This is a genomic window from Nocardioides cynanchi (assembly GCF_008761635.1).
Lineage (GTDB): Bacteria > Actinomycetota > Actinomycetes > Propionibacteriales > Nocardioidaceae > Nocardioides > Nocardioides cynanchi.
The window spans coordinates 1475058-1495215 of record NZ_CP044344.1; the positions used below are offsets into that span (position 1 = coordinate 1475058).

The window sequence follows — 20158 nt, forward strand, 5'->3', positions numbered from 1 at the left end:
GCCGGAACGATCACGATCCGAGAAGCGTCCGGGCGCCGCGGCTCCCTAGGCTCGGGATCGACCACGGACCACCGAACGAGGAGACCACGACATGGCGAGCACGGGCTGGACCGACGACGAGCGGGCCGCGATGAAGGCACACGCCGAGGAGATCAAGCGCGCCGGCGGCAAGGGCGCCGCGAAGACAGCAGAGGAGGCCCAGGCCTGCCTCGACAAGATCGCCGAGATGCCGGCGGCCGACCGGGAGCTCGCCGAGCGGGTGCACGCCATCGTCACCTCCACGGCCCCGGACCTCGCGGTGAAGACCTACTACGGGATGCCTGCCTACGCCCGCGACGGCAAGGTGGTGTTCTGGTTCAAGTCGGCGGCGAAGTTCAAGACCCGCTACGCGACGATCGGCTTCAGCGACCAGGCCGCGCTCGACGACGGGAACCTCTGGCCGACGGAGTACGCCGTCACCGCGCTGACCGCGACCGAGGAGAAGAAGATCAAGGCACTCGTCACGAAGGCCGTGGGCTGATCCGCGGGGGCTACGGGCGCTTGGCCATCCGGATGTCGGGCGCCTTCTCCTCGTTGCCGGCGCCGTCGGTGCGCTCCACCTCGACCAGGCCACGGCGCTGGTAGAGGCTGCGGGCGCCGGTGTTGGTCTCGAAGACCCACAGCTCGTAACCGTCCGGGTGGGTGGCGTCCACGACGTCGAGCAGGAGCGAGCCGATGCCCTCGCCGGTGCGCTCCGGCAGGACGTAGAGGGCGTCGAGGAAGGTCGGGGTGCACTGGGCGTAGCCGACGATCTCGCCGTCCTGCTCGGCGACCCAGAAAGTGACGTCGCTCTCCGACATCCGCCGGGCGACGTACGCGCGGTCCTCGGCGTTGGTGTGCAGCGCCGGCGGCATCCGGGGTACGGCGTGCACCCGGGCGGCCGTGTAGAGGTCGGCCACCGCGGTCGCGTCGTCGACCGTCGCCAGGCGCACGGTGATCTCGTCAGTAGGAGTCACGGATCAGCTCCAGGGCCCGGGCCAGGTCGTCGGGGTACGGCGACGAGTACTCGACGTGCTCGCCGGTGTCGGGGTGCTCGAAGCCCAGCCGGACGGCGTGCAGCCACTGCCGCTCGAGCCCGACCCGCTCGGACAGGGTGGGATCGGCGCCGTAGGTGAGGTCGCCGACGCAGGGATGCTTCAGTGCGCTCATGTGGACCCGGATCTGGTGGGTCCGGCCGGTCTCGAGGTGGACCTCGAGCAGCGACGCGAAGCGGTGGGCCTCGAGCGTCTCGTAGTGGGTGACGCTGTGCCGCCCGTCGGCCATCACCGCGAACTTGTAGTCCGCACGCGGATGCCGGCCGATCGGCGCATCGATGGTGCCGGTCAGCGGGTCCGGATGGCCCTGCACCAGGGCGTGGTACACCTTGTCGACGGTGCGCTGCCGGAACGCGTTCTTGAGCACCGAGTAGGCCCGCTCCCCCTTGCAGATCACCATCACGCCCGACGTCCCGACGTCGAGCCGCTGGACGATGCCCTGCCGCTCGGAAGCCCCGCTGGTGGCGATCCGGAAGCCGGCCGCGGCCAGATGCCCGACGACGGTCGGACCGGTCCAGCCCGGCGAGGGGTGGACCGCGATGCCGACCGGCTTGTCGAGCACCACGATCGAGTCGTCGTCGTGGATGATCCGGATGCCCTCGACCAGCTCAGCCTTCACCTCGAGGGGGTCGGCGCTGGCCGGGATCGTCACGTCGAGCAGGGAGCCGGCATGCACCCGGTCGCTCTTGCCGGCGACCTCGCCGTCCAGCTGCACGTGGCCGTCGGTGATCAGGGCCACCGCACGGGTCCGGGAGAAGCCGAACATCCGGGCCATCGCCGCGTCGAGGCGTTCGCCCGCGAGTCCGTCCGGGACGTGGACGACGCGCTGTTCGGGGCCGCTGGTCATGCGCGATCGGCGCTGCGCGCACCGGTCAGCCGCACGCCCCGCCAGCTCTGCAGCACGATCAGCACCACAGCCGCGTCGATCAGCATGTCGGCGACGTTGAACACCGGCCAGTGGGGGAACTCCAGGAAGTCGACGACATGGCCCCGCATCACCCCGGGCTCGCGGAACACCCGGTCGGTGAGGTTGCCCAGCACCCCGGCCAGCAGCAGGCCGAGCGCGATCGCCCAGGTACGGTCCCCGAGCCTGCGGCCGTAGCGGACCACGGTCGCGGCGGCCACCACCGCGATCACCGACAGCAGCAGCGTGTACGACGTACCGGTGCTGAACGCCGCTCCCGGGTTGCGCACCAGGTCGAGACGCAGCCACGAGCCGACCACGTTGACCGGCTCACCCTCCGTCAGTCGGCCGACGGCCAGGAGCTTGGTGCCCAGGTCGACGGCGTAGGCCGCCAGCGCGACCGTGGCGAAGACCGCGCGGTGGTTGCCGGCGGAGCGTGGAGCCGGACCGGGTGCGGCGGAGGTCAGCGGCGTTCCTCGCGTTGCTTGCATGTCATGCACAGTGTGGCACGCGGGAACGCCATCGCCCGACCCTTGCCGATCGGGTTGCCGCAGGACTCGCAGGTCCCGTAGGTGCCGTCGGCGATCCGGGCCAGCGCCCGGTCGATCTGGGCCAGCTTCTCGCGCTCGTTGTTCAGCACGGTCAGCTCCTGGTCGCGCTCGAAGCTGGTGGCGCCCATGTCGGCCTGGTCGTGGCCCGCGCCGTCGCCCGCGTCGCGCATCAGCCCGGCCAGCTCCTCCTCCTGGGCGGTCAGGGTGCGCACCACCCGGGCCCGGTCGGTGTTCAGGTCGGAGATCACCTCGTCGACCTCGGCCTTGGTCCAGGGCTTGTCACCGGGGAGGACGGCCAGACTGGCCGGATCGGCCTTCTTGCCGGTCGGCCGCTTGGCCGGTGTGGGAGCGGCAGCCTGAGCCGCCGGGGTCACCTTCTTGGGAGCCTGTGCCGCCACGGTCTGCGCTGCCGCCTTCGTTGGAGTCGTCTTCGAGGGTGTCTGCTTCGCCGGCGCCTTGGCCGCCGGCGCCTTCTTCGCCGGCGCCTTGGCCGCGGGCACCTTCTTCGCGGGCGCCTTCGCGGCCGGAGCCTTCTTCGCCGGCGCCTTCGCGGCCGGAGCCTTCTTCGCCGGGGCCTTGGTCGGCGTCGCCTTCTTCGTCGCGGCCTTCTTCGACGGGGCCTTCTTCGACGGGGCCTGCTTCGACGGGGCCTTGGCGGCGGCTGCCTTCTTGGCCGGCGCCTTGGCCGCCGTCTTTGCTGTCGGAGCCTTCTTGGCGGCCGCCTTCTTCGGCGCCGGAGCCTTCTTGGCGGCCGTCTTCTTCGCGGCCGGAGCCTTCTTGGCCGCCGCCTTCTTCGCCGCCGGAGCAACCGTGGCCGGAGCCTTGGCCGCCGGAGCCTTGTTGGCGGGCGCCTTCGCGGCCGGGCTGGACGCGGCGCCCGAGGAGCGCGAGCCCACCACCTTGCGCGCCGCCTGGGCAGCCTTGCCGGCCAGCGATCGGGTCGTGCTGCGAGCCATGGTGACCTTCCAAGGGGCCGCGGGGACATCGGGCCTGACCGACGACATGCGGTGCCGGTCGGAGGGGAGGCTATCCCCCGGGGAGCGCTGGCTCAAAGACGGCACGCCTGTCGGAATCCGCCGGGCCGGCGCGTGCCGCAACGCACCCACCCGCAGGGGTGACGCACGGACGGCCGGCACCCGAGGGTGCCGGCCGTCCGGAGCGTGCAGTGAGCTGGCTCAGCCCTCGTCGTCGCCGAGCACCGAACGGAGCCGCTTGGGGGCGCCGGCACCGGCGTCGGGCGAACCCGGCGTCGGGTCGGCCGAGCCGGAGCTCTCCAGCGCCTCCAGCTGCTGGCTGAAGTAGGTCTTGAGACGGGAGCGGTACTCGCGCTCGAAGGCCCGCAGGTTGTCGACCTCCGAGGAGAGCCGGTCGCGCTCGCTCTCCAGGTCGCCGAACAGCTGGGTGCGGCGTTCGGCGGTCTCGCTGTCGAGCGACTGGGCCCGACCGCGAGCGTCGGCCTCCATCTTGTCGGCGTTCACCTTGGCCTCGGACTCGAGGCGCTCGGCCTTGGTACGTGCCTCGCCGATGATCTTGTCGGCCTCGCCCTTGGCGTCCTCGACGAGCTGGTCGGCGTTGTTGCTGGCGAGCTGGAGCAGCCGGGCAGCGGCGTTGGAGGCATCGGCCACGGTCTCGACGCGGATCGTCTCGACCCCGCCACCGGAGACGGCGCCGAGGGTCGTGGTCGTCATCGTGCTGCCGGGCGAGACCGGCGCCGGGGCCGGCTCCGGCTCGGGCTCGGGTGCGGGCTCGGGAGCCACCGGCTCCGGCGCCACGGGCTGTGCTGCGGCATACGGCTCGGGAGCGGGCGCCGGCTCGCCGGATCCGCTCTGCGCGGCCGAGAGCTTCGCACGCAGGTCGTCGTTCTCTCGGGTCAGGCGCGCGAGCTCCGCCTCCACCTCGTCGAGGAACTGGTCGACCTCCCCCATGTCGTAGCCCTCACGGAGCCGAACGGGAGTAAAGCGCTTGTTGCTCACGTCCTCAGGCGTCAGCGGCATGACCTCACCCAATTCCTAGTTTTCTCGGTTCCGAAGACTTCGCGTCGAACAATAGCGCCTCACCAGACCCGTGCGACTCACCCCCGAGAGCAGAGGCCGCCACGGCACCGGCGGGCAGGTCGTCGCCCCGCGGCGCGGGGGGACGACGACGAGCAATCGTCAGCTCTGGTTGAAGAACCCGCCTTCGACGATCCGCGCCTTGTCCTCGGCGGCGACCGTCACGTTGGGAGGCGAGAGCAGGAAGACCTTGGCGGTCACCCGCTCGATGGTGCCACGGGTGGCGAAGACCAGGCCGGCCGCGAAGTCGACGAGGCGCTTGGCGTCGGCGTCGTCCATCTCGGAGAGGTTCATGATCACCGGAATGCCCTCACGGAAGTTCTCCCCGACGGTGCGCGCCTCGTTGTAGGTGCGCGGGTGCAGGGTCGTGATCATGGACAGCTCGGCGATCCCGGCGGCGGGCGCCGCCACGGGCGTACGACGTCGCTGCGACAGGTCCGCGACGGGTGCCGGCTGGGCCTTGGCCGGCACCGCGGCCCGCCGCGACTGCGCGGGCTCCGGCTCGGTGTAGCCCTGCTCGTCGTACTCCTCGTCGTACATCCCGGTGTCCTCGAGCAGGCCGAGGTACTCGCCGATCTTGCGCATCGCGCCGCTCATGGATCCATCCTCCGGTTGTCGGGTGCCGCGAGACACCTGTCGTGCTGGTGACGCTACTGGATGCGGGGACGCTCACCGAGGATTGCGGAGCCGACACGCACGTGTGTCGCCCCGGCCCCGATCGCGGCCTCCAGGTCGTTGCTCATGCCGGCCGACAGCCAGTCGGCCTCGGGCCGCCCGACCAGGAACCCGGCCCGGATCTCGGCGAGCCGCGCGAACGCCGTCGCGGGATCCTCGCCCAGCGGAGCCACCGCCATCAGGCCGCGCAGCCGCAGCATCCCCGCGGCGTCGACCGCCGCGGCCAGGTCGGCCAGGTCGGCGGGGTCGGCGCCGGAGCGTCCGGCGCGGTCGGGCGGGTCGAGACCGACCTGGAGGAGCACGTCGACCGGGTGGCTGCGGCCATGGGCGCCACGGTTGAGGGCGTCGACCAGCTTGCGACGGTCGACCGACTCCACGACGTCGGCGTAGCCGCCGACCGCTGCCGCCTTGTTGCTCTGCAGGCCGCCGATGAAGTGCCACCGGAGGGCGAGGTCCGTGCACTCGGCGCACTTGTCGCCGGCCTCGGGGTGGCGGTTCTCCCCGACGTCGGTGACGCCGAGCCCGGCCAGGATCCGGACGTCGCTCGCCGGGAAGAACTTCGTGACCGCGACGAGGGTGATCTCGTCCGGGTCGCGACCGGCAGCCGACGCGGCGGCCGCGATCCGCCGGCGCACGTGGTCGAGCCCGGCCGCGATGTCGTCGCGGCGGTTCATCGTGACCTCCGGATGATCCCGGCCTGCCTCCCGGACACCCCGCCGTCGCGCCGGTAGGAGAAGAGATCGGCCGACTCCCGCGTGCACCTCGACAGGTCGACCACCCGGACGCCGTCCCGCTCGAGCTGGGCGCGCACCCCGGCCCCGACGTCGAGTGCCGGCGTACCCCACGAAGTGGTGGCGCGGCTGGCGGGCTCGACTGCGGCCACGTCGTCCTGCATCTCGGGCGGGACCTCGTAGCAGGCACCGCACACGTAGGGCCCGACCCAGGCCGTGAGCGGGCCGGCCGCCAGGCCACGGACCGCGGCGACGGTGGCCGGCACGATCCCGGCCACCAGACCGGGCCGGCCACAGTGGGCCGCACCGATCGCCGCGCCGTCGTCGGAGGCGACGAGGACCGGCACGCAGTCCGCGGCGCGCACCATCAGGGTCACCCCCGGCTCGGCGGTGACCACGCCGTCGGCGACCGCGTGGAGATGGCCGTGGACGGCGTGCGAGGGACCCTCGGGCCCGATCACCGACACCGTGTTGCCGTGCACCTGGCTGAGCTCGGCGAGCCGGTCGCCGGGGGCGAAGTCGGCCATCAGCCGTCGGTGGTTCTCGGCCAGGGCGTCCGGGTCGTCCTCGGCCCAGGCCAGGTTGAGCGAGTCGTAGGGCGCGCCACTGACCCCGCCGTGCCGGTCGGTGAAGGCCAGCTCGACGGGGCCGTGGGTCAGACGTGCGGCGTACACCCGACCGACGTTAGCCGGGGGTCACTTCAGGAAGTCCGGGACGTCGAGGTCGTCGTCGTCGAACTGCAGCTGCGGCTTGGCCGGCGCCGGCGTCGGCGACTGCTGCCGGGCTCCGGCGCTGACCGGCTCACGGGCCGGCTCCGCCTTCTTGGCGGCGAGGGCCTGGGCGGCTGCCCGGGTCTGCTCCTGCGACTGCTGCTGCTGGGGAGTACGACGGAAGCCGGACTCGGTCTCGCGGCGCTTGGGCATGCCGCCGTCGAACCCGGCGGCGATCACCGTGACCCGCACCTCGTCGCCGAGGGCGTCGTCGATGGTCGCCCCGAAGATGATGTTGGCCTCGGGGTGCGCCGACTGGGACACCAGGGCCGCCGCCTCGTTGATCTCGAACAGGCCCAGGTCGGAGCCGCCCGCGATCGAGAGCAGCACGCCGTGCGCACCGTCGATGCTCGCCTCGAGCAGGGGGCTGGAGACCGCCTGCTCCGCAGCGACCACCGAGCGGTCCTCGCCGCGGGCCGAGCCGATGCCCATCAGCGCGGAGCCGGCGTTGGCCATCACCGACTTCACGTCGGCGAAGTCGAGGTTGATCAGGCCGGGCGTGGTGATCAGGTCGGTGATGCCGGAGACGCCCTGGAGCAGCACCTGGTCGGCCTGCTTGAAGGCGTCGAGGACGCTGACGCTGCGATCGCTGATCGAGAGCAGCCGGTCGTTGGGGATCACGATCAGGGTGTCGACCTCCTCGCGCAGGCGGGCGATGCCCTCTTCGGCGGAGTTGGCGCGACGGCGACCCTCGAAGGCGAACGGCCGGGTCACGACGCCGATGGTCAGGGCGCCCAGGGAGCGGGCGATCCGGGCCACGACGGGTGCGCCGCCCGTTCCGGTGCCGCCACCCTCGCCGGCGGTCACGAAGACCATGTCGGCGCCCTTCATGACCTCTTCGATCTCGTCGGAGTGGTCCTCGGCGGCCTGGGTGCCCACGTCGGGGTTGGCGCCGGCGCCGAGCCCGCGGGTGAGCTCGCGGCCGATGTCGAGCTTGACGTCGGCGTCGCTCATCAGGAGGGCCTGGGCGTCGGTGTTGATGGCGATGAACTCGACGCCCTTGAGCCCGACCTCGATCATCCGGTTGACGGCGTTGACACCACCGCCACCGATGCCGACCACCTTGATGATGGCCAGGTAGTTCTGCGCTGCTGCCACAGTTCGCGCCTCTCGGTGATCGGCCGACCCGCGAGGGCCGACACGGCTGTGGCGTCCGGTCGGACGCCGATCGTGTTCGGGGAAGTCTCGAGGTCGGGAACCGTAACCCTGAAGTGGAGGGTTATAGTTATGTCAACCTCTCGATGGCGACGACGTTAGACAGCGCGACCGGTGAACCGGCGCAGACACGCGGGGACACGGCGTACCAATCGCGAGGATCGACCGACGCGTGACGAGCGGCCGCTCAGCGGACGCTGGTGACCGGCTGGCCCGGGACGCTGACGTCGTAGGTGCCCGCCGGGCGGGCGAGGAGGCGAGCCAGCACCTCGGCCTTGAGCGCGGACTGGGCATCGCTCCCCCACACCACGGTCGCGCCACCACGCAGGGCCAGCGAGATCTGGTCGATCCCCCGCACCTGCACGTGGTCGACCCGGGCCGCGAGGGTGTGCGGCAGGCTGGCGATCACTCGGGCCGCCTCGGCGAGGGCGGCGCTCCCGGTGTCGGCGCTGCTCACCACGCGGGGCATCCCGACCGGCGGGTGCGGGTAGTCGCGGAAGAGCACGCCGTCGGCGTCCATGGCGTGGAAGGTGCCGCCGATCTCGACGACCGCGACCGGGGTCCGCTCGGTGATCTTGATCAGCACCCCGTCGGGCCACTCGCGCGAAACGTCGACGCGGCGCACCGGCGCGAGGGCACCGACCCGGGAGCGGATCGCCTCGAGGTCGAGCTGGGCGAGGTGCCCTCCGGTGGGCACGTCCGCGGCGGTGAGGACCTGCTGTCGGGAGAGGAAGGACTCGCCCTTCACGTCGACCTTCTTGACGGTCAGCACCGAGCTGACGAAGACCAGCCACACGGCTCCGACGACCAGCGCGACCAGGAGGACCGACGCGATCACGTAGCGCCACACCAGCCAGCGCCGCAGCCACTGCCGGCGGGTGAACCGGCGCCGCGACCGCGCCGCGGGGTCGGGTGCGCGACGACCGCCCTTGAGCGGGTTGCGCGGCAGCGTGATCACGAGTCCTCCAGCAGATCGAGGAGCAGCGGCCCGATGTCGGTGACGCTACCGGCGCCGAGCGTCAGAACGAGGTCACCGGGCCGGGCGAGCCGGAGAAGTTCGGCCGGGACGTCGGCCGGGTCGGCGACGAAGTGCACCCGCTCGGCCGGCAGGGGTACGGCGTCCGCGACCAGGAGGCCGGTCACGTCGGGGTCGGGCTCCTCGCGGGCGACGTAGACGTCGAGCACGACCACCTCGTCGGCCGCGCCGAGGGCGACCCCCATGGCTGTGCCGAAGATCCGGGTCCGCGACACGAGATGCGGCTGGTAGGCCACGACGAGCCGGCCGTCGCCGGCCAGGGCACGGGCCGCCTGGAGGTCACCGGCGATCTCGACCGGGTGGTGGGCGTAGGAGTCGTAGACCCGCACTCCCCCGGCCTCGCCCTTGCGCTCCATCCGCCGCCCGGTGCCGGTGAACTCCCCGAGCCCGCGGGCCAGGTCGTCGTACCCCAGGCCGAGGCAGAGCCCCAGCACCAGCGCACCGGCCGCGTCGAGGACGTAGTGGCGGCCGGGGACCTGGAGGGTCACCCGAGGCCAGGCGGTGCCCGACGACTGCACCAGCGAGAAGGACGACGTCGTCCCCGACATCTCGACGTCGACGACCCGCCAGTCGTTGTCGGGCCCCTCGCCGACCGAGAGGGCGATCAGGTCGCGGGCGCGGGCCGGCTCGAGCAGGGCTCGGGCGCCCGGGTCGTCGCCGCAGACGACGAGGGTGGCGTGGGGTCCCATGGTGGCGACGAAGTCGGCGAAGGCCGCGTGGTAGGCCTCCTCGGTGCCCCACACGTCGAGGTGGTCGGCATCGACGTTGGTGACCAGGGCGAAGGCGGGCCGGTAGACGAGGAAGGCACCGTCGCTCTCGTCGGCCTCGGCCACGAAGACCTCGCCCTCGCCGGCGTCCGCGTTGCGGCTGGTGGCGCCGAGCACCCCGCCGATCGCGTAGGTCGGATCGGCTCCGGCGGCCCGCAGGGCCATCGTGAGCATCGACGTGGTCGTGGTCTTGCCGTGGGTGCCCGCGACGGCGGCGACCGTGTGGCCCGCCATGGTCGCCTTGAGACCTGCCGAGCGCGGCAGGACCAGCAGACCGCGCGCCCGCCCCGCGAGCACCTCGGGGTTGTCGTCGTGGGCCGCGGTGGTGACCACGAGCGTGTCCGCGTCGCCGACGTGGGCGGCGTCGTACCCGAGGTGCACGGGGATGCCGAGCTCACGCAGCGAAGGCAGGAACGGCGTGTCGTGGTCGTCGCTGCCGGTGACCGCGACGCCCTGACGGGCCATGATCCGCGCGATCGCCGACAGTCCGGCACCGCCGATCCCGACGAAGTGCACGCGGCCCAGCTCGCCGGCGGGCGGGATGACGTCGGGGACCGGGATCCTCATCGGGCCGCGTCCAGGATCATCCGGGCCAGCTTCTCGTCGGCGTCGAGCGGGACCAGGTGGGCGGCCGCGGCACCCATGGTGTCGAGGCGCTCCCGGTCGGTGAGCAGGGGTACGACGTGGGTCGCGACCCACTCCGCGGTCAGGTCGGCGTCGTCGACCAGCAGCCCGCCGCCCGCCTCGATCACCGCCCGGGCGTTGAGCGCCTGCTCGCCGTTGCCGATCGGCAGGGGCACGTAGACGGCCGGCAGACCGACCCCCGACACCTCGGTCACGGTGTTGGACCCCGACCGGCAGAGCACGGCGTCGGCAGCGGAGTACGCGAGGTCCATCCGGTCGACGTAGCCGAGCACGACGTAGGGCACCCCGGTGTCGGGAGGGGGTACGTCGTGCGCGGGACCGGTCACGTGCAGGACCTGGATGCCTGCTGCTGCCAGCGCGGGCGCTGCTCCGAGCACCGCCCGGTTGATCGACGCGGCACCCTGCGAGCCGCCGGTCACCAGCAGCACCGGCAGATCGGGCCGCAGGCCGTACGCCGTGAGCGCCTCGTCGCGGAGGGCGGCCCGGTCGAGGGTCGCGATCATCCGGCGGATCGGGAGCCCGAGGTAGGTCGCGTGCGGCAGCCGAGTGTCCGGGAAGCTGGTGGCCACGTGCCGGGTGAACCGGGCTCCCAGCTTGTTGGCGATGCCGGGCAGGGTGTTGCCCTCGTGCACGACCAGAGGCAGTCGTCGCCTGCGCGCCGCGAGGTAGGCCGGCACCGAGACGAAGCCACCGAAGCCGACGACGACGTCCGGACGGACCCGGTCGACGACCTCGAGCGCCGCGTCGCGGGCGGCCCGCAGGCGCCCCGGCACCCGCAGCAGGTCGACCCCGGGGCGACGGGGCAGCGGCACGCTCGGGACGAACTCCAGCGGGTAGCCGGCCGCCGGGATGATCTGCGCCTCGATCCGCTCACGGGTGCCCAGGCAGGTGATCGTGATCCCCGGGGCCAGCCGCTTCAGGGCGTCGGCCGTGGCCAGCAGGGGCGAGGTGTGCCCGGCGGAGCCGCCACCGGCGAGGAGGACGCTCAGCCGGCCGGCGGGCTCGGTGCTCACAGGCCGCGGCGCGAGACTCTCCCCGCGCTGACCCCGGTGTTGCGGGAGCGTTTGCGCTGGGCCAGGGCCCGGGCCGCCTCGGGCTCGCGGCGCGCGAAACCGACCAGCATGCCGAGGGCGACCAGCGACGGCACGAGGGCGGAGCCGCCGTACGAGACCAGGGGAAGCGGGATCCCGATCACCGGTAGCAGCGCCAGCACCATGCCCACGTTGATCATCATCTGCCCGATCAGCCAGACCACGATCCCGAAGGTCATGTAGCGGACGAACGGGTCCTTGGTACGGCGCGCCACCCGGATCGCGGCGTACGCGATGGTCAGGAAGAGGCCGATCACCAGCAGGGTCCCGACCAGGCCGAGCTCCTCGCCGAGCACCGCGAAGATGAAGTCGGTGTGCGCCTCGGGCAGGTTGCCCCACTTCTGCTGGCTGGCCCCGATGCCCTGCCCGAACAGCCCGCCCGTGGAGAGGGCGAACAGGCCGTGGGCGGGCTGCCAGCCGGCGCTGCTGTACTCGCGCATCGGGTCGGTGAAGGTCGTGATCCGGGTCAGCCGCTCGCGGTCGGTGGTGGCCAGCAGGCCGGCGAACACCGAGACGATCAGGAAGGACAGCGCGAAGAAGCGGGCCGGCGCTCCGACCACCCACAGCATCCCGAGCAGGATCGCGAAGAACACCAGGCCGGTGCCGAGGTCGTGGCCGAAGATCACCAGCCCGGTGGCCAGGAGCAGCCCGGGCACCACCGGCATCATGATCTGGTGCAGGTTGCCCAGCCGGCGCTCCTTGTTGGCGTAGACGTGGGCGGCCCAGAGGATCAGCGCGAGCTTGGCGATCTCCGACGGCTGGATCTGGATCGGGCCGATCGCCAGCCAGTTGGTGTTGCCGTTGAGGGAGACCCCGACGAACGCGGTCAGCAGCAGCAGGGCCAGCGAGACGAAGTAGCCCGGCCAGGCCAGGCGGCGCACCCACCGCTGTGGCAGCCGGCTCGCGACCCAGGCGCACGGCAGGCCGATCGCCACCCAGATCAGCTGCCGCTCGACGACGGCGTAGGAGTTCTGGTGGAAGTTCTGGAAGGCGTAGACGCTCGACGCGCTGAACACCATGATCAGGCCGATGGTCAGCAGCAGCGCCGAGGCGCCGAGGAGCAGGTAGTACGACGTGAGGGGACGGTCGAGGGCGTCCTGGAGGGCGGCGGACCAGGAGGAGACGGTCCGTCGCCGCTGACGGGCCGGCCGGCCCGGAGCCCGGCTCGCCGGCGTGGTCCGCCGGCCGAGTCCGCGTAGGGGGCTGACGATCGCCACCGGTCTCCCCCGTCCTCGGTCAGCCGTCGGTCAGTGTGTGCACCGCCCCGGCGAAGGCCTCACCGCGGTCGGCGTAGTCGGTGAACATGTCCATCGAGGCACAGCCGGGGGCCAGCAGCACCGTGTCGCCCGGTCGGGCGAGCGACGCGGCAGCCGTGACCGCCCTCTCCATGGCGGCATGTCCGGAGCCAGTCTCTCCGCCCTCGATCACGATGACCGGAACATCCGGCGCGTGTCGCGCAAGAGCGGCCGCGATGACGTCGCGGTCGCGGCCGAGCAGCACCACCCCGCGCAGCCGGGACCGGGCGGTCCGGACCAGGTCGTCGAACCGGGCGCCCTTGGCCAGGCCGCCCGCGATCCAGACCACGGGGTCGAACGCGAGCAGCGACGAGAGCGCGGCGTGCGGGTTGGTCGCCTTGGAGTCGTCGACCCACGCGACACCTCCGGTCTCGGGGCTCGCGACCGCGACCGTCGCGATCCGGTGGCCGTCGGGGCTGAAGGAGCGCAGCCCCTCGCGCACAGCTGCCTGGGAGATCCCGTGCGCCCGGGCCAGGGCCGCGGCCGCCAGTGCGTTGGCCACCACGTGCGGCGCGGGGCTGGGCAGGTCGTCGAGGGTGCACAGCTCAGCGGCGCTGGACTGCCGCTCGGGGATGAAGGCGCGGTCGACCAGCAGGTCGTCGACGAGGCCGACCATCCCCACCCCGGGCATCCCGAGGGTGAAGCCGATGGCCCGGGCTCCCTCGGCGACCTCGGCCTCGCGGACCAGCCGCTCGGTCTCGGGGTCGGCGGCGTTGTAGACGCACGCCCGCTGCACCCCGGTGTAGACCCGACCCTTGTCGGCGGCGTAGTCGGCCATCCCGGTCGGGCCGGGGTACCAGTCGAGGTGGTCCTCGGCGACGTTGAGGACGGCGGCGCTCTCGGCGGCCATCGAGTCGGTGTAGTGGAGCTGGAAGCTGGACAGCTCGACGGCGAGCACGTCGTACGGCGTGGGGTCCATCACCGCCTCGACGATCGGCAGCCCGACGTTGCCGGCCGCGACGCTGCGCAGCCCGGCCGCCCTCAGCATGGAGTCGAGCATCTGCACGGTGGTGGTCTTGCCGTTGGTCCCGGTCACGGCGAGCCAGGGCGCGGCGGAGTCGGGGTCGCGCAGCCGCCAGGCCAGCTCGACCTCACCCCAGACCGGGACGCCCCGCTCCCGGGCCTGCACGAGCAGCGGCGCCGAGGGCCGCCAGCCGGGCGAGACGACCAGCAGGTCGGTGTCGTCGGGGAGGGTGGCGGTGACCCCGGCGCCGAGCCGGACGTCGGCGCCGAGCACCTCCAGCAGCGTCGCCTTCTCCAGCTTGCCGTCGGCCGACTCGTCGAGCGCGGTCACCGAGGCGCCGAGATGGGTCAGGTTGTCGGCCGCGGCGAAGCCGCTGACACCGAAGCCGGCCACGACCGCGCGGACCGCCGCCCAGTCGCCGTGCCGGCCGAGCCCGTCGACGTCCCTCATCGCAGGGGGGTCACGTGCCCGCGACCCACGCGGCGTAGAACACACCGAGCCCGCCCGCGACGCACAGGCCGGTGATGATCCAGAAGCGGATCACGATGGTCACCTGGTCCCAGCCGAGCAGCTCGAAGTGGTGCTGGAGCGGCGCCATCCGGAACACCCGGTGCCCGGGCCGGACCCGGAACACCTTCTGCACCAGCACGGATCTACGCGACAGCTTGAAGAAGCCGACCTGGAGCATCACCGACAGGGTGATCACCAGGAAGAGACCACCCAGGATCACCAGGAGCAGCTCGGTGCGGGTCATGATCGCCAGGCCGGCCAGGGCACCGCCGAGCGACAGGGAGCCGGTGTCGCCCATGAAGATCTGGGCCGGGGGCGCGTTCCACCACAGGAAGCCGAAGCACGCTCCGGTGAGGGCGGCGGCGACGACCGCCAGGTCGAGCGGGTCACGCACCTCGTAGCAGGCCGGACCGCCGTGGCTGGCGCAGCTCTGGTTGTTCTGCCAGATGTTGACCAGCATGTAGGCGCCGAAGACCATCGCGCAGGCACCCGTGGCCAGGCCGTCCAGGCCGTCGGTGAGGTTCACCGCGTTGCTGGTGCCGGTGACCATCAGCCAGAAGAGCGCCAGGGCCACCACCGTGAACAGCTCGATCCGTGAGTCGCGGATGAACGACAGGTGGTCCGAGGCCGGGCTGACGTGCCGGCCGTCCTCGAGCATCGGCGAGAGCGCCAGCCAGCCGAACACCAGCGCGATCACGGTCTGGCCGACCATCTTCGCCTTGCTGCGCAGGCCCAGCGAGCGCTGCTTGGAGATCTTGATGAAGTCGTCGAGGAAGCCGACGATGCCCATCCCGACGAAGAGGAACAGCAGCAGCAGCGACGAGGCGGTGGGCTCGGTCCGGGTGACCAGCTCGGCCAGGAAGTAGCCCAGGACGGTCGCCGCGATCAGCACGACGCCACCCATGGTGGGGGTACCGCGCTTGGTGTGGTGGCTGGTCGGGCCGTCGTCGCGGATCTCCTGGGTCCACCCCAGCTGCATGAACAGCGGGATCGCCGCGCGGGTGCCGAGCAGCGAGAAGAGCAGGGCGAGACCTCCGCCCAGCAGGATCGCCTTCATCGGCTGGGACTCCCGCCTTCCCGTGCTTCGGCCGGGACGTCGAGCAGGACGTCGGCCAGGTGTTCGAGGGCAGCGCCTCGCGACGCCTTGACCAGGACGGCGTCCCGGGCCCCGACATTGTGCCGCAGCCACGTGCCGGCGGGTTCACGCCCCGCCGTCCGGACCACCTCACCCTTCCAGCCGGGGGTACGGCAGGCGCCCTCCGCGATCGCGTCGGCGGCGGCGCCGACCGTGACCAGCACGTCGATGCCCAGACCGGCGGCGTGCTCACCCACCTCCGCGTGCTGGTCGTCGGACTCCTGGCCCAGCTCGAGCATCTCGCCGAGCACGGCGACCGTACGACGTCCGCCGCGGGTTCCGATCGCGGCGAGGGCGTCCAGGGCAGCGTTCATCGAGGCCGGGTTGGCGTTGTAGCTGTCGTTGACCACGACCAGGCCGTCCGGCCGCTGGTGCAGCGCCATCCGCCACGGCGACAGCGAGCGGGCGGCGCCCAGGGCGGTCACGACGTCGTCCCAGCCGACCCCAGCTGCCAGCGCCATCGCCGCGGCCGCAGCCGCGTTGGCGACCTGGTGCGCCCCGGCCTCGAGGAGCTGCACCGATGCCCGTTCCCCGTCGTACCCGAGCTCGACGGTGGGTCGCCCGAGGTCGTCGAGCTCGAGGCTGCGCCAGGCCACGTCACCGGCGACACCGAACGTCAGCACCCGGGCCCGGGTCCGGGCGGCCATGGCCGCGACCAGCACGTCGTCGGCGTTGAGCACCGCGGTCCCGTCGTCGGGCAGCGCCTCGACGATCTCCCCCTTCGCGGTGGCGATCGCCTCGCGGGAGCCGAACTCGCCGAGGTGGGCGGTGCCGACGTTGAGCACCGCCGCCACCTGCGGTGGGGCGACCGCGCAGAGCTCGGCGATGTGGCCGATGCCGCGGGCTCCCATCTCGAGGGCCAGGAACCGGGTGTCGGTCGTGGTGCGCAGCACGGTGAGTGGGACGCCGATCTCGTTGTTGCGGTTGCCCTCGGTCCAGATCGTCGGGCCGGCTGCGGCGAGCACCTGGGCCAGGAAGTCCTTGGTGCCGGTCTTGCCCTGGGAGCCGGTGAGCGCGAGCACCGTCGGCCGGAGCGTGTCCACGACGTGCCGAGCCAGCCGGCCCAGCGCCCGGACCGGATCGTCGACGACGACGGTCGGGACGCCGGTAGGACGGGCCGCGAGCACTCCGGCCGCTCCCCCGGCGACGGCGGCCTCGGCGAAGTCGTGGCCGTCCACCCGCTCGCCGGCGACCGCCACGAACAGTCCACCGGCCGCGATCTCCCGGGTGTCGACGAAGGCCGGAGCGGTCACCGGCCCGGCGTTCCCAGGGACATCGGCGACCTGCCCGCCGACGACGGCCGCGATCTCGGCGAGGGTCATCTCGATCATCGCCGCAGCACCTCGCGCACCACCGCGCGGTCGTCGAAGGGGTGCACCACCCCGGCGATCTCCTGCCCGGTCTCGTGGCCCTTGCCCGCCACCAGCACCACGTCACCGGCACCGGCGCGGGTGACGGCCTCGGTGATCGCGGCCCGCCGGTCACCGATCTCGAGCACCGTCGCGGCCGTCTCGTCGATGCCGGACAGGATCGCGGCGCGGATCGCGGCGGGATCCTCGCTGCGCGGGTTGTCGTCGGTGACCACCAGCACGTCCGCGCCCGCCGCCGCGATCCGGCCCATGAGCGGGCGCTTGCCGGGGTCGCGGTCGCCGCCGGCGCCGAGCACGACGATCAGGCGGCCGTCGGTGAGGGCTCGCAGCGTGGCCAGCGCGGCCTCGATCGCATCCGGCTTGTGGGCGAAGTCGACGACCACCTCGAAGTCCTGGCCCTCGTCGACGCGCTCGAAGCGGCCCGGCACGCCCTCCCCTCCGGCGATCGCGGCGGCGACCGCGGCCGGGTCGTACCCGACGGTCGCGGCGGCCGCGACCGCTGCGAGGGTGTTCGCGACGTTGAAGGCACCGGTGATCGGGCAGCCGGCACCGATGTCGATGCCGTCGGGGCCGGCGATCCGGAAGCGTGACCCGGTCGGGCCCAGGTCGATGTCGAACGCGCACCAGTCGGCGTCGTGCCCGACGGTCGACAGCGTGCCGAGCGGGACCTCGGCCCGCTCCAGCAGCCGACGCCCCCACTCGCCGTCGATGTCCACCAGGCCGGCGCGGGCGTGGTGGGGAGTGAACAGCGCGGCCTTGGCCGAGAAGTAGTCCTCCATGTCGTGGTGGAAGTCGAGGTGGTCGCGGCCGAGGTTGAGGAACACGGCGACGTCGAAGACCAGGCCGTCGACCCGCCCCTGCACCAGGGCGTGGCTCGACACCTCCATCGCGCAGGCCTCGACCCCGCGCTCGACCATCATCGCCAGCAGGCCGTGCAGGTCGGGAGCCTCGGGCGTGGTCAGCGCCGAGGCGACCTCGGTGCCGAGCACCCGCGTGCCGACCGTGCCGATCACCGCGGCCGGGACCCCCGAGGCGGTCAGCCCGCTCTCGAGCAGTCGGGAGGTCGTGGTCTTGCCCTGGGTGCCGGTGATGCCGATCATCCGGAGGGACTCCGCGGGCCGTCCGTAGACCTCGGCGGCCACGGTGCCGAGCACCGCCCTGGGACGGGGTACGACGAGCACCGGCAGGTCGGTGGGCACGTCCGCCGCTCCGACCTCGTCGGTCAGCACGGCCACGGCACCGGCCGACAGCGCGGCCGCCAGGTGCGCGATGCCGTGCACCGTGGCGCCCGGGATCGCGGCGTACAGGTCGCCGGCTCGGACCCGTCGGGAGTCCATCGAGATGCCGGTCACCCCGGCGCCGACCGGGTCACCGACACCGTGCGGCGTGACCACCTCGACCCCGAGGCCGCGGAGGTGGTCGGCCAGCACCGAGACCTTGCTGGGCGCCGACCGCGACGGCCGGGCACCGTCCGGATCGACCGCGCTCACCACGGCCCGAGGCTATCGGTCCGTGAGAGCCGGCCGGTCACCCCGGGACCCTCGCGCCGGCGCCCCTCGGCTCCGTCACCAGGTCGTCGGGATCTGCGACGGCCGCGCCCCGGTCGGCGGTACGCCGTACCGACGGAGGGCGAAGGCCATGATCTTGGAGAAGGCCGGGCCTGCCACCGAGCCGCCGCCACCGCCGTTGCGGGGGTTCTGTACGACGACGTAGACGGTGAACCGCGGCTTGTCGGCGGGTGCGAAGCCCGCGAAGGACACCGTGAACTGGCCGTTGTAGCACCGGCACGTGGAGCCGACCCGCTGGGCGGTCCCGGTCTTGCCGGCCACGACGTAGCCGGGGACCTGGGCACCCGGAGCGGTGCCGGCCGTGGGGTCGACGACGCGCTCCATCATGTCCGTCATCTGGCGGGCGGCGTCGGCACTGACCACCCGACGCGTCGTGGTGTGGTCGGTGCCCACGACCTGACCGGTGCTCGTGGTGGCGGAGCCCTGGATCAGGCTCGGGTCGACGTGGACTCCGCCGTTGGCGATGGTGTTCACCGCGGCCGCCATCTGCACGCCGTTCACCGCCACGCTCTGGCCGAAGGCGACCCGGTCCGCGGTCATCTGGTCCCAGGCGGCGCTCGAGGGGAGGATGCCGGCGGTCTCGCCGTTCACGCCGATGTTCGTGGGCCGACCCAGCCCGAAGCGGGTCAGGTAGCGGCGCAGCTGGTCACCGTGGAAGAGCCGTGCCGCCTTGGCCGTGCCGATGTTGGACGACTGCGCGATGACGCCGGCCAGGGTCAGCTTCAGGGTCGGGTGGGGGAACCAGTCGTGGATCTGGCGGTCGCCGCTCTGCAGCTGCGGTGGCACGACCAGCTTGGTGTGGTCGGTGACCTTGCCGGCGTCGATCAGGCCGCTCAGGGTGAGCACCTTCTCCACCGAGCCCGGCTCGTAGGGGCTGGTCATGGCCAGCGAGTTGCGGTCCGCCGCCGGCGCGGCCTGCGGGTTGGTCGCGTCGTACGTCGGGTAGTCGGCCAGGGCCAGGATCTCGCCGCTGTGGGTGTCCTGGACGATCGCGAACCCGGAGTCGCCGCGGGCACCGAGGACGGTCTGCCGGAGGACCCGCTGGGTGTACCACTGGAGGTCCTCGTCGATGGTGGTGTGCAGGTCGGTGCCGTTCCTGGCCGGGGTGATGGTGCTCTGCCCCAGCGGGATCCGGTTGCCCGCACCCACCTCGTAGGTCTCCGACCCGTCGGTGCCGGCCAGCTGCTTGTCGAAGGTCATCTCGAGCCCGGCCAGCGGTCCGTCGGTGCCGAGGAAGCCGACCAGGTTGGCGGCCACGTCGTGGTTGGGATAGGCCCGGACCGGGTCGTTGCGGGTGTCGAGCCCGGTGAAGCCCTGCGCCTGCGCGGCGTCGACGACGCGGAGCGCGAGGGCTGCCGGCACCCGCCGGGCGATGTAGGCGAAGCGGCTGTGCTTCTCGGTCAGGGCGCTCAGGGTCGAGAAGTAGTCGACGTGCAGGCGCTGGGCGAGGAACTTGGCCAGGGCCGGCGCGGTGGCCCGGGTCATCGACGGGTCGGCCACCACCATCCGGCCGTCCACGGAGTCGGCCAGCGGCTTGCCGTTGCGGTCCAGGATCTCGCCGCGTCCCGCAGGCAGCTCGACGGTGACGGTGCCACCCTCGGCTGCCGCCAGCGCGGCGTACCGCTGGGGGTCGACACCCTGGAGCTGCACCAGGCGCGCCCCGAAGAAGGACAGCACGACCGCGATGAAGACGAACCCGGTGCGCAGCCGCAGCTGGGCGGAGCCACGCAGGCTGCGACGCCGCCGGTTGCGGGCCGCCGCGCCCGGGCGGCGGGTACGCCGGGCCGGGCTGCCGCCGGCGCGGCCGCGGCTGCTGGGACGGCGGACGCTGCCGCCGCGTGGGTGCGTGGGAGACACGGGTCGCTTC

19 protein-coding genes are annotated in these 20158 nt (G+C 72.7%); 1 reads left to right on the forward strand and 18 read right to left on the reverse strand.

Annotated elements, in window-relative coordinates; translation table 11 throughout:
* Positions 1-91 precede the first annotated feature (91 nt).
* Positions 92-520 (forward strand): iron chaperone, encoded by a 429-nt coding sequence (locus E3N83_RS07320; RefSeq protein ID WP_151082664.1) that lies wholly within the window; start codon positions 92-94, stop codon positions 518-520.
* Positions 521-530: 10 nt separating this feature from the next.
* Here the strand turns inward: E3N83_RS07320 and E3N83_RS07325 are convergent, their stop codons facing one another.
* The 18 genes from E3N83_RS07325 to E3N83_RS07410 form a co-directional block, all read right to left on the reverse strand.
* Positions 531-995, reverse strand: a complete 465-nt coding sequence (locus tag E3N83_RS07325) for a GNAT family N-acetyltransferase (protein ID WP_151082665.1) — start codon at positions 993-995, stop codon at positions 531-533.
* Positions 982-1920 (reverse strand): RluA family pseudouridine synthase, encoded by a 939-nt coding sequence (locus tag E3N83_RS07330; protein ID WP_151082666.1) that lies wholly within the window; start codon positions 1918-1920, stop codon positions 982-984. The genes E3N83_RS07325 and E3N83_RS07330 overlap by 14 nt, the downstream gene beginning before the upstream one ends.
* The gene (gene lspA / locus E3N83_RS07335; protein WP_151082667.1) at positions 1917-2468 is read right to left on the reverse strand and encodes a signal peptidase II; all 552 of its coding nucleotides are present in this window, start codon (positions 2466-2468) and stop codon (positions 1917-1919) included. The genes E3N83_RS07330 and lspA overlap by 4 nt, the downstream gene beginning before the upstream one ends.
* On the reverse strand, positions 2441-3484 hold the full coding sequence (locus E3N83_RS20300; protein ID WP_151082668.1) for a TraR/DksA C4-type zinc finger protein: 1044 nt from the start codon (positions 3482-3484) through the stop codon (positions 2441-2443). Before E3N83_RS20300 ends, lspA begins: the two co-directional genes overlap by 28 nt.
* A gap of 219 nt (positions 3485-3703) precedes the next feature.
* A complete protein-coding gene (locus E3N83_RS07345; protein WP_151082669.1) occupies positions 3704-4522 on the reverse strand; it encodes a DivIVA domain-containing protein in 819 nt (272 codons plus the stop codon).
* Positions 4523-4681: 159 nt separating this feature from the next.
* Complete coding sequence (locus tag E3N83_RS07350) at positions 4682-5176, reverse strand: cell division protein SepF (RefSeq protein WP_151082670.1); 495 nt, start codon at positions 5174-5176, stop codon at positions 4682-4684.
* A 53-nt stretch (positions 5177-5229) separates the two neighbouring features.
* Positions 5230-5928 carry a YggS family pyridoxal phosphate-dependent enzyme gene (locus E3N83_RS07355; RefSeq protein WP_151082671.1) on the reverse strand — a complete coding sequence of 233 codons (699 nt, stop codon included), beginning with the start codon at positions 5926-5928 and terminating at the stop codon, positions 5230-5232.
* Positions 5925-6659 (reverse strand): purine nucleoside phosphorylase YfiH/LACC1 family protein, encoded by a 735-nt coding sequence (locus E3N83_RS07360; RefSeq protein ID WP_151082672.1) that lies wholly within the window; start codon positions 6657-6659, stop codon positions 5925-5927. Before E3N83_RS07360 ends, E3N83_RS07355 begins: the two co-directional genes overlap by 4 nt.
* 21 nt (positions 6660-6680) lie before the next feature.
* A complete protein-coding gene (ftsZ, locus tag E3N83_RS07365; protein ID WP_151082673.1) occupies positions 6681-7853 on the reverse strand; it encodes a cell division protein FtsZ in 1173 nt (390 codons plus the stop codon).
* Positions 7854-8097: 244 nt separating this feature from the next.
* The gene (locus E3N83_RS07370; protein WP_238343111.1) at positions 8098-8868 is read right to left on the reverse strand and encodes a cell division protein FtsQ/DivIB; all 771 of its coding nucleotides are present in this window, start codon (positions 8866-8868) and stop codon (positions 8098-8100) included.
* On the reverse strand, positions 8865-10280 hold the full coding sequence (gene murC / locus E3N83_RS07375) for a UDP-N-acetylmuramate--L-alanine ligase (RefSeq protein WP_151082674.1): 1416 nt from the start codon (positions 10278-10280) through the stop codon (positions 8865-8867). The genes E3N83_RS07370 and murC overlap by 4 nt, the downstream gene beginning before the upstream one ends.
* Positions 10277-11347 (reverse strand): UDP-N-acetylglucosamine--N-acetylmuramyl-(pentapeptide) pyrophosphoryl-undecaprenol N-acetylglucosamine transferase, encoded by a 1071-nt coding sequence (locus E3N83_RS07380; protein WP_151084998.1) that lies wholly within the window; start codon positions 11345-11347, stop codon positions 10277-10279. The genes murC and E3N83_RS07380 overlap by 4 nt, the downstream gene beginning before the upstream one ends.
* Before the next feature lie 20 nt (positions 11348-11367).
* Positions 11368-12666 (reverse strand): putative lipid II flippase FtsW, encoded by a 1299-nt coding sequence (gene ftsW, locus E3N83_RS07385; protein WP_238343112.1) that lies wholly within the window; start codon positions 12664-12666, stop codon positions 11368-11370.
* A gap of 19 nt (positions 12667-12685) precedes the next feature.
* The gene (gene murD, locus E3N83_RS07390) at positions 12686-14158 is read right to left on the reverse strand and encodes a UDP-N-acetylmuramoyl-L-alanine--D-glutamate ligase (protein ID WP_151082675.1); all 1473 of its coding nucleotides are present in this window, start codon (positions 14156-14158) and stop codon (positions 12686-12688) included.
* A 10-nt stretch (positions 14159-14168) separates the two neighbouring features.
* On the reverse strand, positions 14169-15275 hold the full coding sequence (gene mraY / locus E3N83_RS07395; RefSeq protein WP_151082676.1) for a phospho-N-acetylmuramoyl-pentapeptide-transferase: 1107 nt from the start codon (positions 15273-15275) through the stop codon (positions 14169-14171).
* Complete coding sequence (locus E3N83_RS07400; RefSeq protein WP_420371844.1) at positions 15272-16675, reverse strand: UDP-N-acetylmuramoyl-tripeptide--D-alanyl-D-alanine ligase; 1404 nt, start codon at positions 16673-16675, stop codon at positions 15272-15274. Before E3N83_RS07400 ends, mraY begins: the two co-directional genes overlap by 4 nt.
* A gap of 5 nt (positions 16676-16680) precedes the next feature.
* The gene (locus tag E3N83_RS07405; RefSeq protein ID WP_238343113.1) at positions 16681-18216 is read right to left on the reverse strand and encodes a UDP-N-acetylmuramoyl-L-alanyl-D-glutamate--2,6-diaminopimelate ligase; all 1536 of its coding nucleotides are present in this window, start codon (positions 18214-18216) and stop codon (positions 16681-16683) included.
* A 72-nt stretch (positions 18217-18288) separates the two neighbouring features.
* Complete coding sequence (locus E3N83_RS07410) at positions 18289-20148, reverse strand: peptidoglycan D,D-transpeptidase FtsI family protein (protein WP_238343114.1); 1860 nt, start codon at positions 20146-20148, stop codon at positions 18289-18291.
* Positions 20149-20158: the final 10 nt, after the last annotated feature.

Coding starts and splice junctions, on each gene's coding strand:
- mraY (WP_151082676.1), bottom strand. CDS start 15,275: ATGAAGGCGATCCTGCTGGGCGGAGGTCTCGCCCTGCTCTTCTCGCTG.
- E3N83_RS07320 (WP_151082664.1), top strand. CDS start 92: ATGGCGAGCACGGGCTGGACCGACGACGAGCGGGCCGCGATGAAGGCA.
- E3N83_RS07345 (WP_151082669.1), bottom strand. CDS start 4,522: ATGCCGCTGACGCCTGAGGACGTGAGCAACAAGCGCTTTACTCCCGTT.
- E3N83_RS07355 (WP_151082671.1), bottom strand. CDS start 5,928: ATGAACCGCCGCGACGACATCGCGGCCGGGCTCGACCACGTGCGCCGG.
- lspA (WP_151082667.1), bottom strand. CDS start 2,468: ATGCAAGCAACGCGAGGAACGCCGCTGACCTCCGCCGCACCCGGTCCG.
- E3N83_RS07330 (WP_151082666.1), bottom strand. CDS start 1,920: ATGACCAGCGGCCCCGAACAGCGCGTCGTCCACGTCCCGGACGGACTC.
- E3N83_RS07400 (WP_420371844.1), bottom strand. CDS start 16,675: ATGACCCTCGCCGAGATCGCGGCCGTCGTCGGCGGGCAGGTCGCCGAT.
- murC (WP_151082674.1), bottom strand. CDS start 10,280: ATGAGGATCCCGGTCCCCGACGTCATCCCGCCCGCCGGCGAGCTGGGC.
- murD (WP_151082675.1), bottom strand. CDS start 14,158: ATGAGGGACGTCGACGGGCTCGGCCGGCACGGCGACTGGGCGGCGGTC.
- E3N83_RS07350 (WP_151082670.1), bottom strand. CDS start 5,176: ATGAGCGGCGCGATGCGCAAGATCGGCGAGTACCTCGGCCTGCTCGAG.
- E3N83_RS20300 (WP_151082668.1), bottom strand. CDS start 3,484: ATGGCTCGCAGCACGACCCGATCGCTGGCCGGCAAGGCTGCCCAGGCG.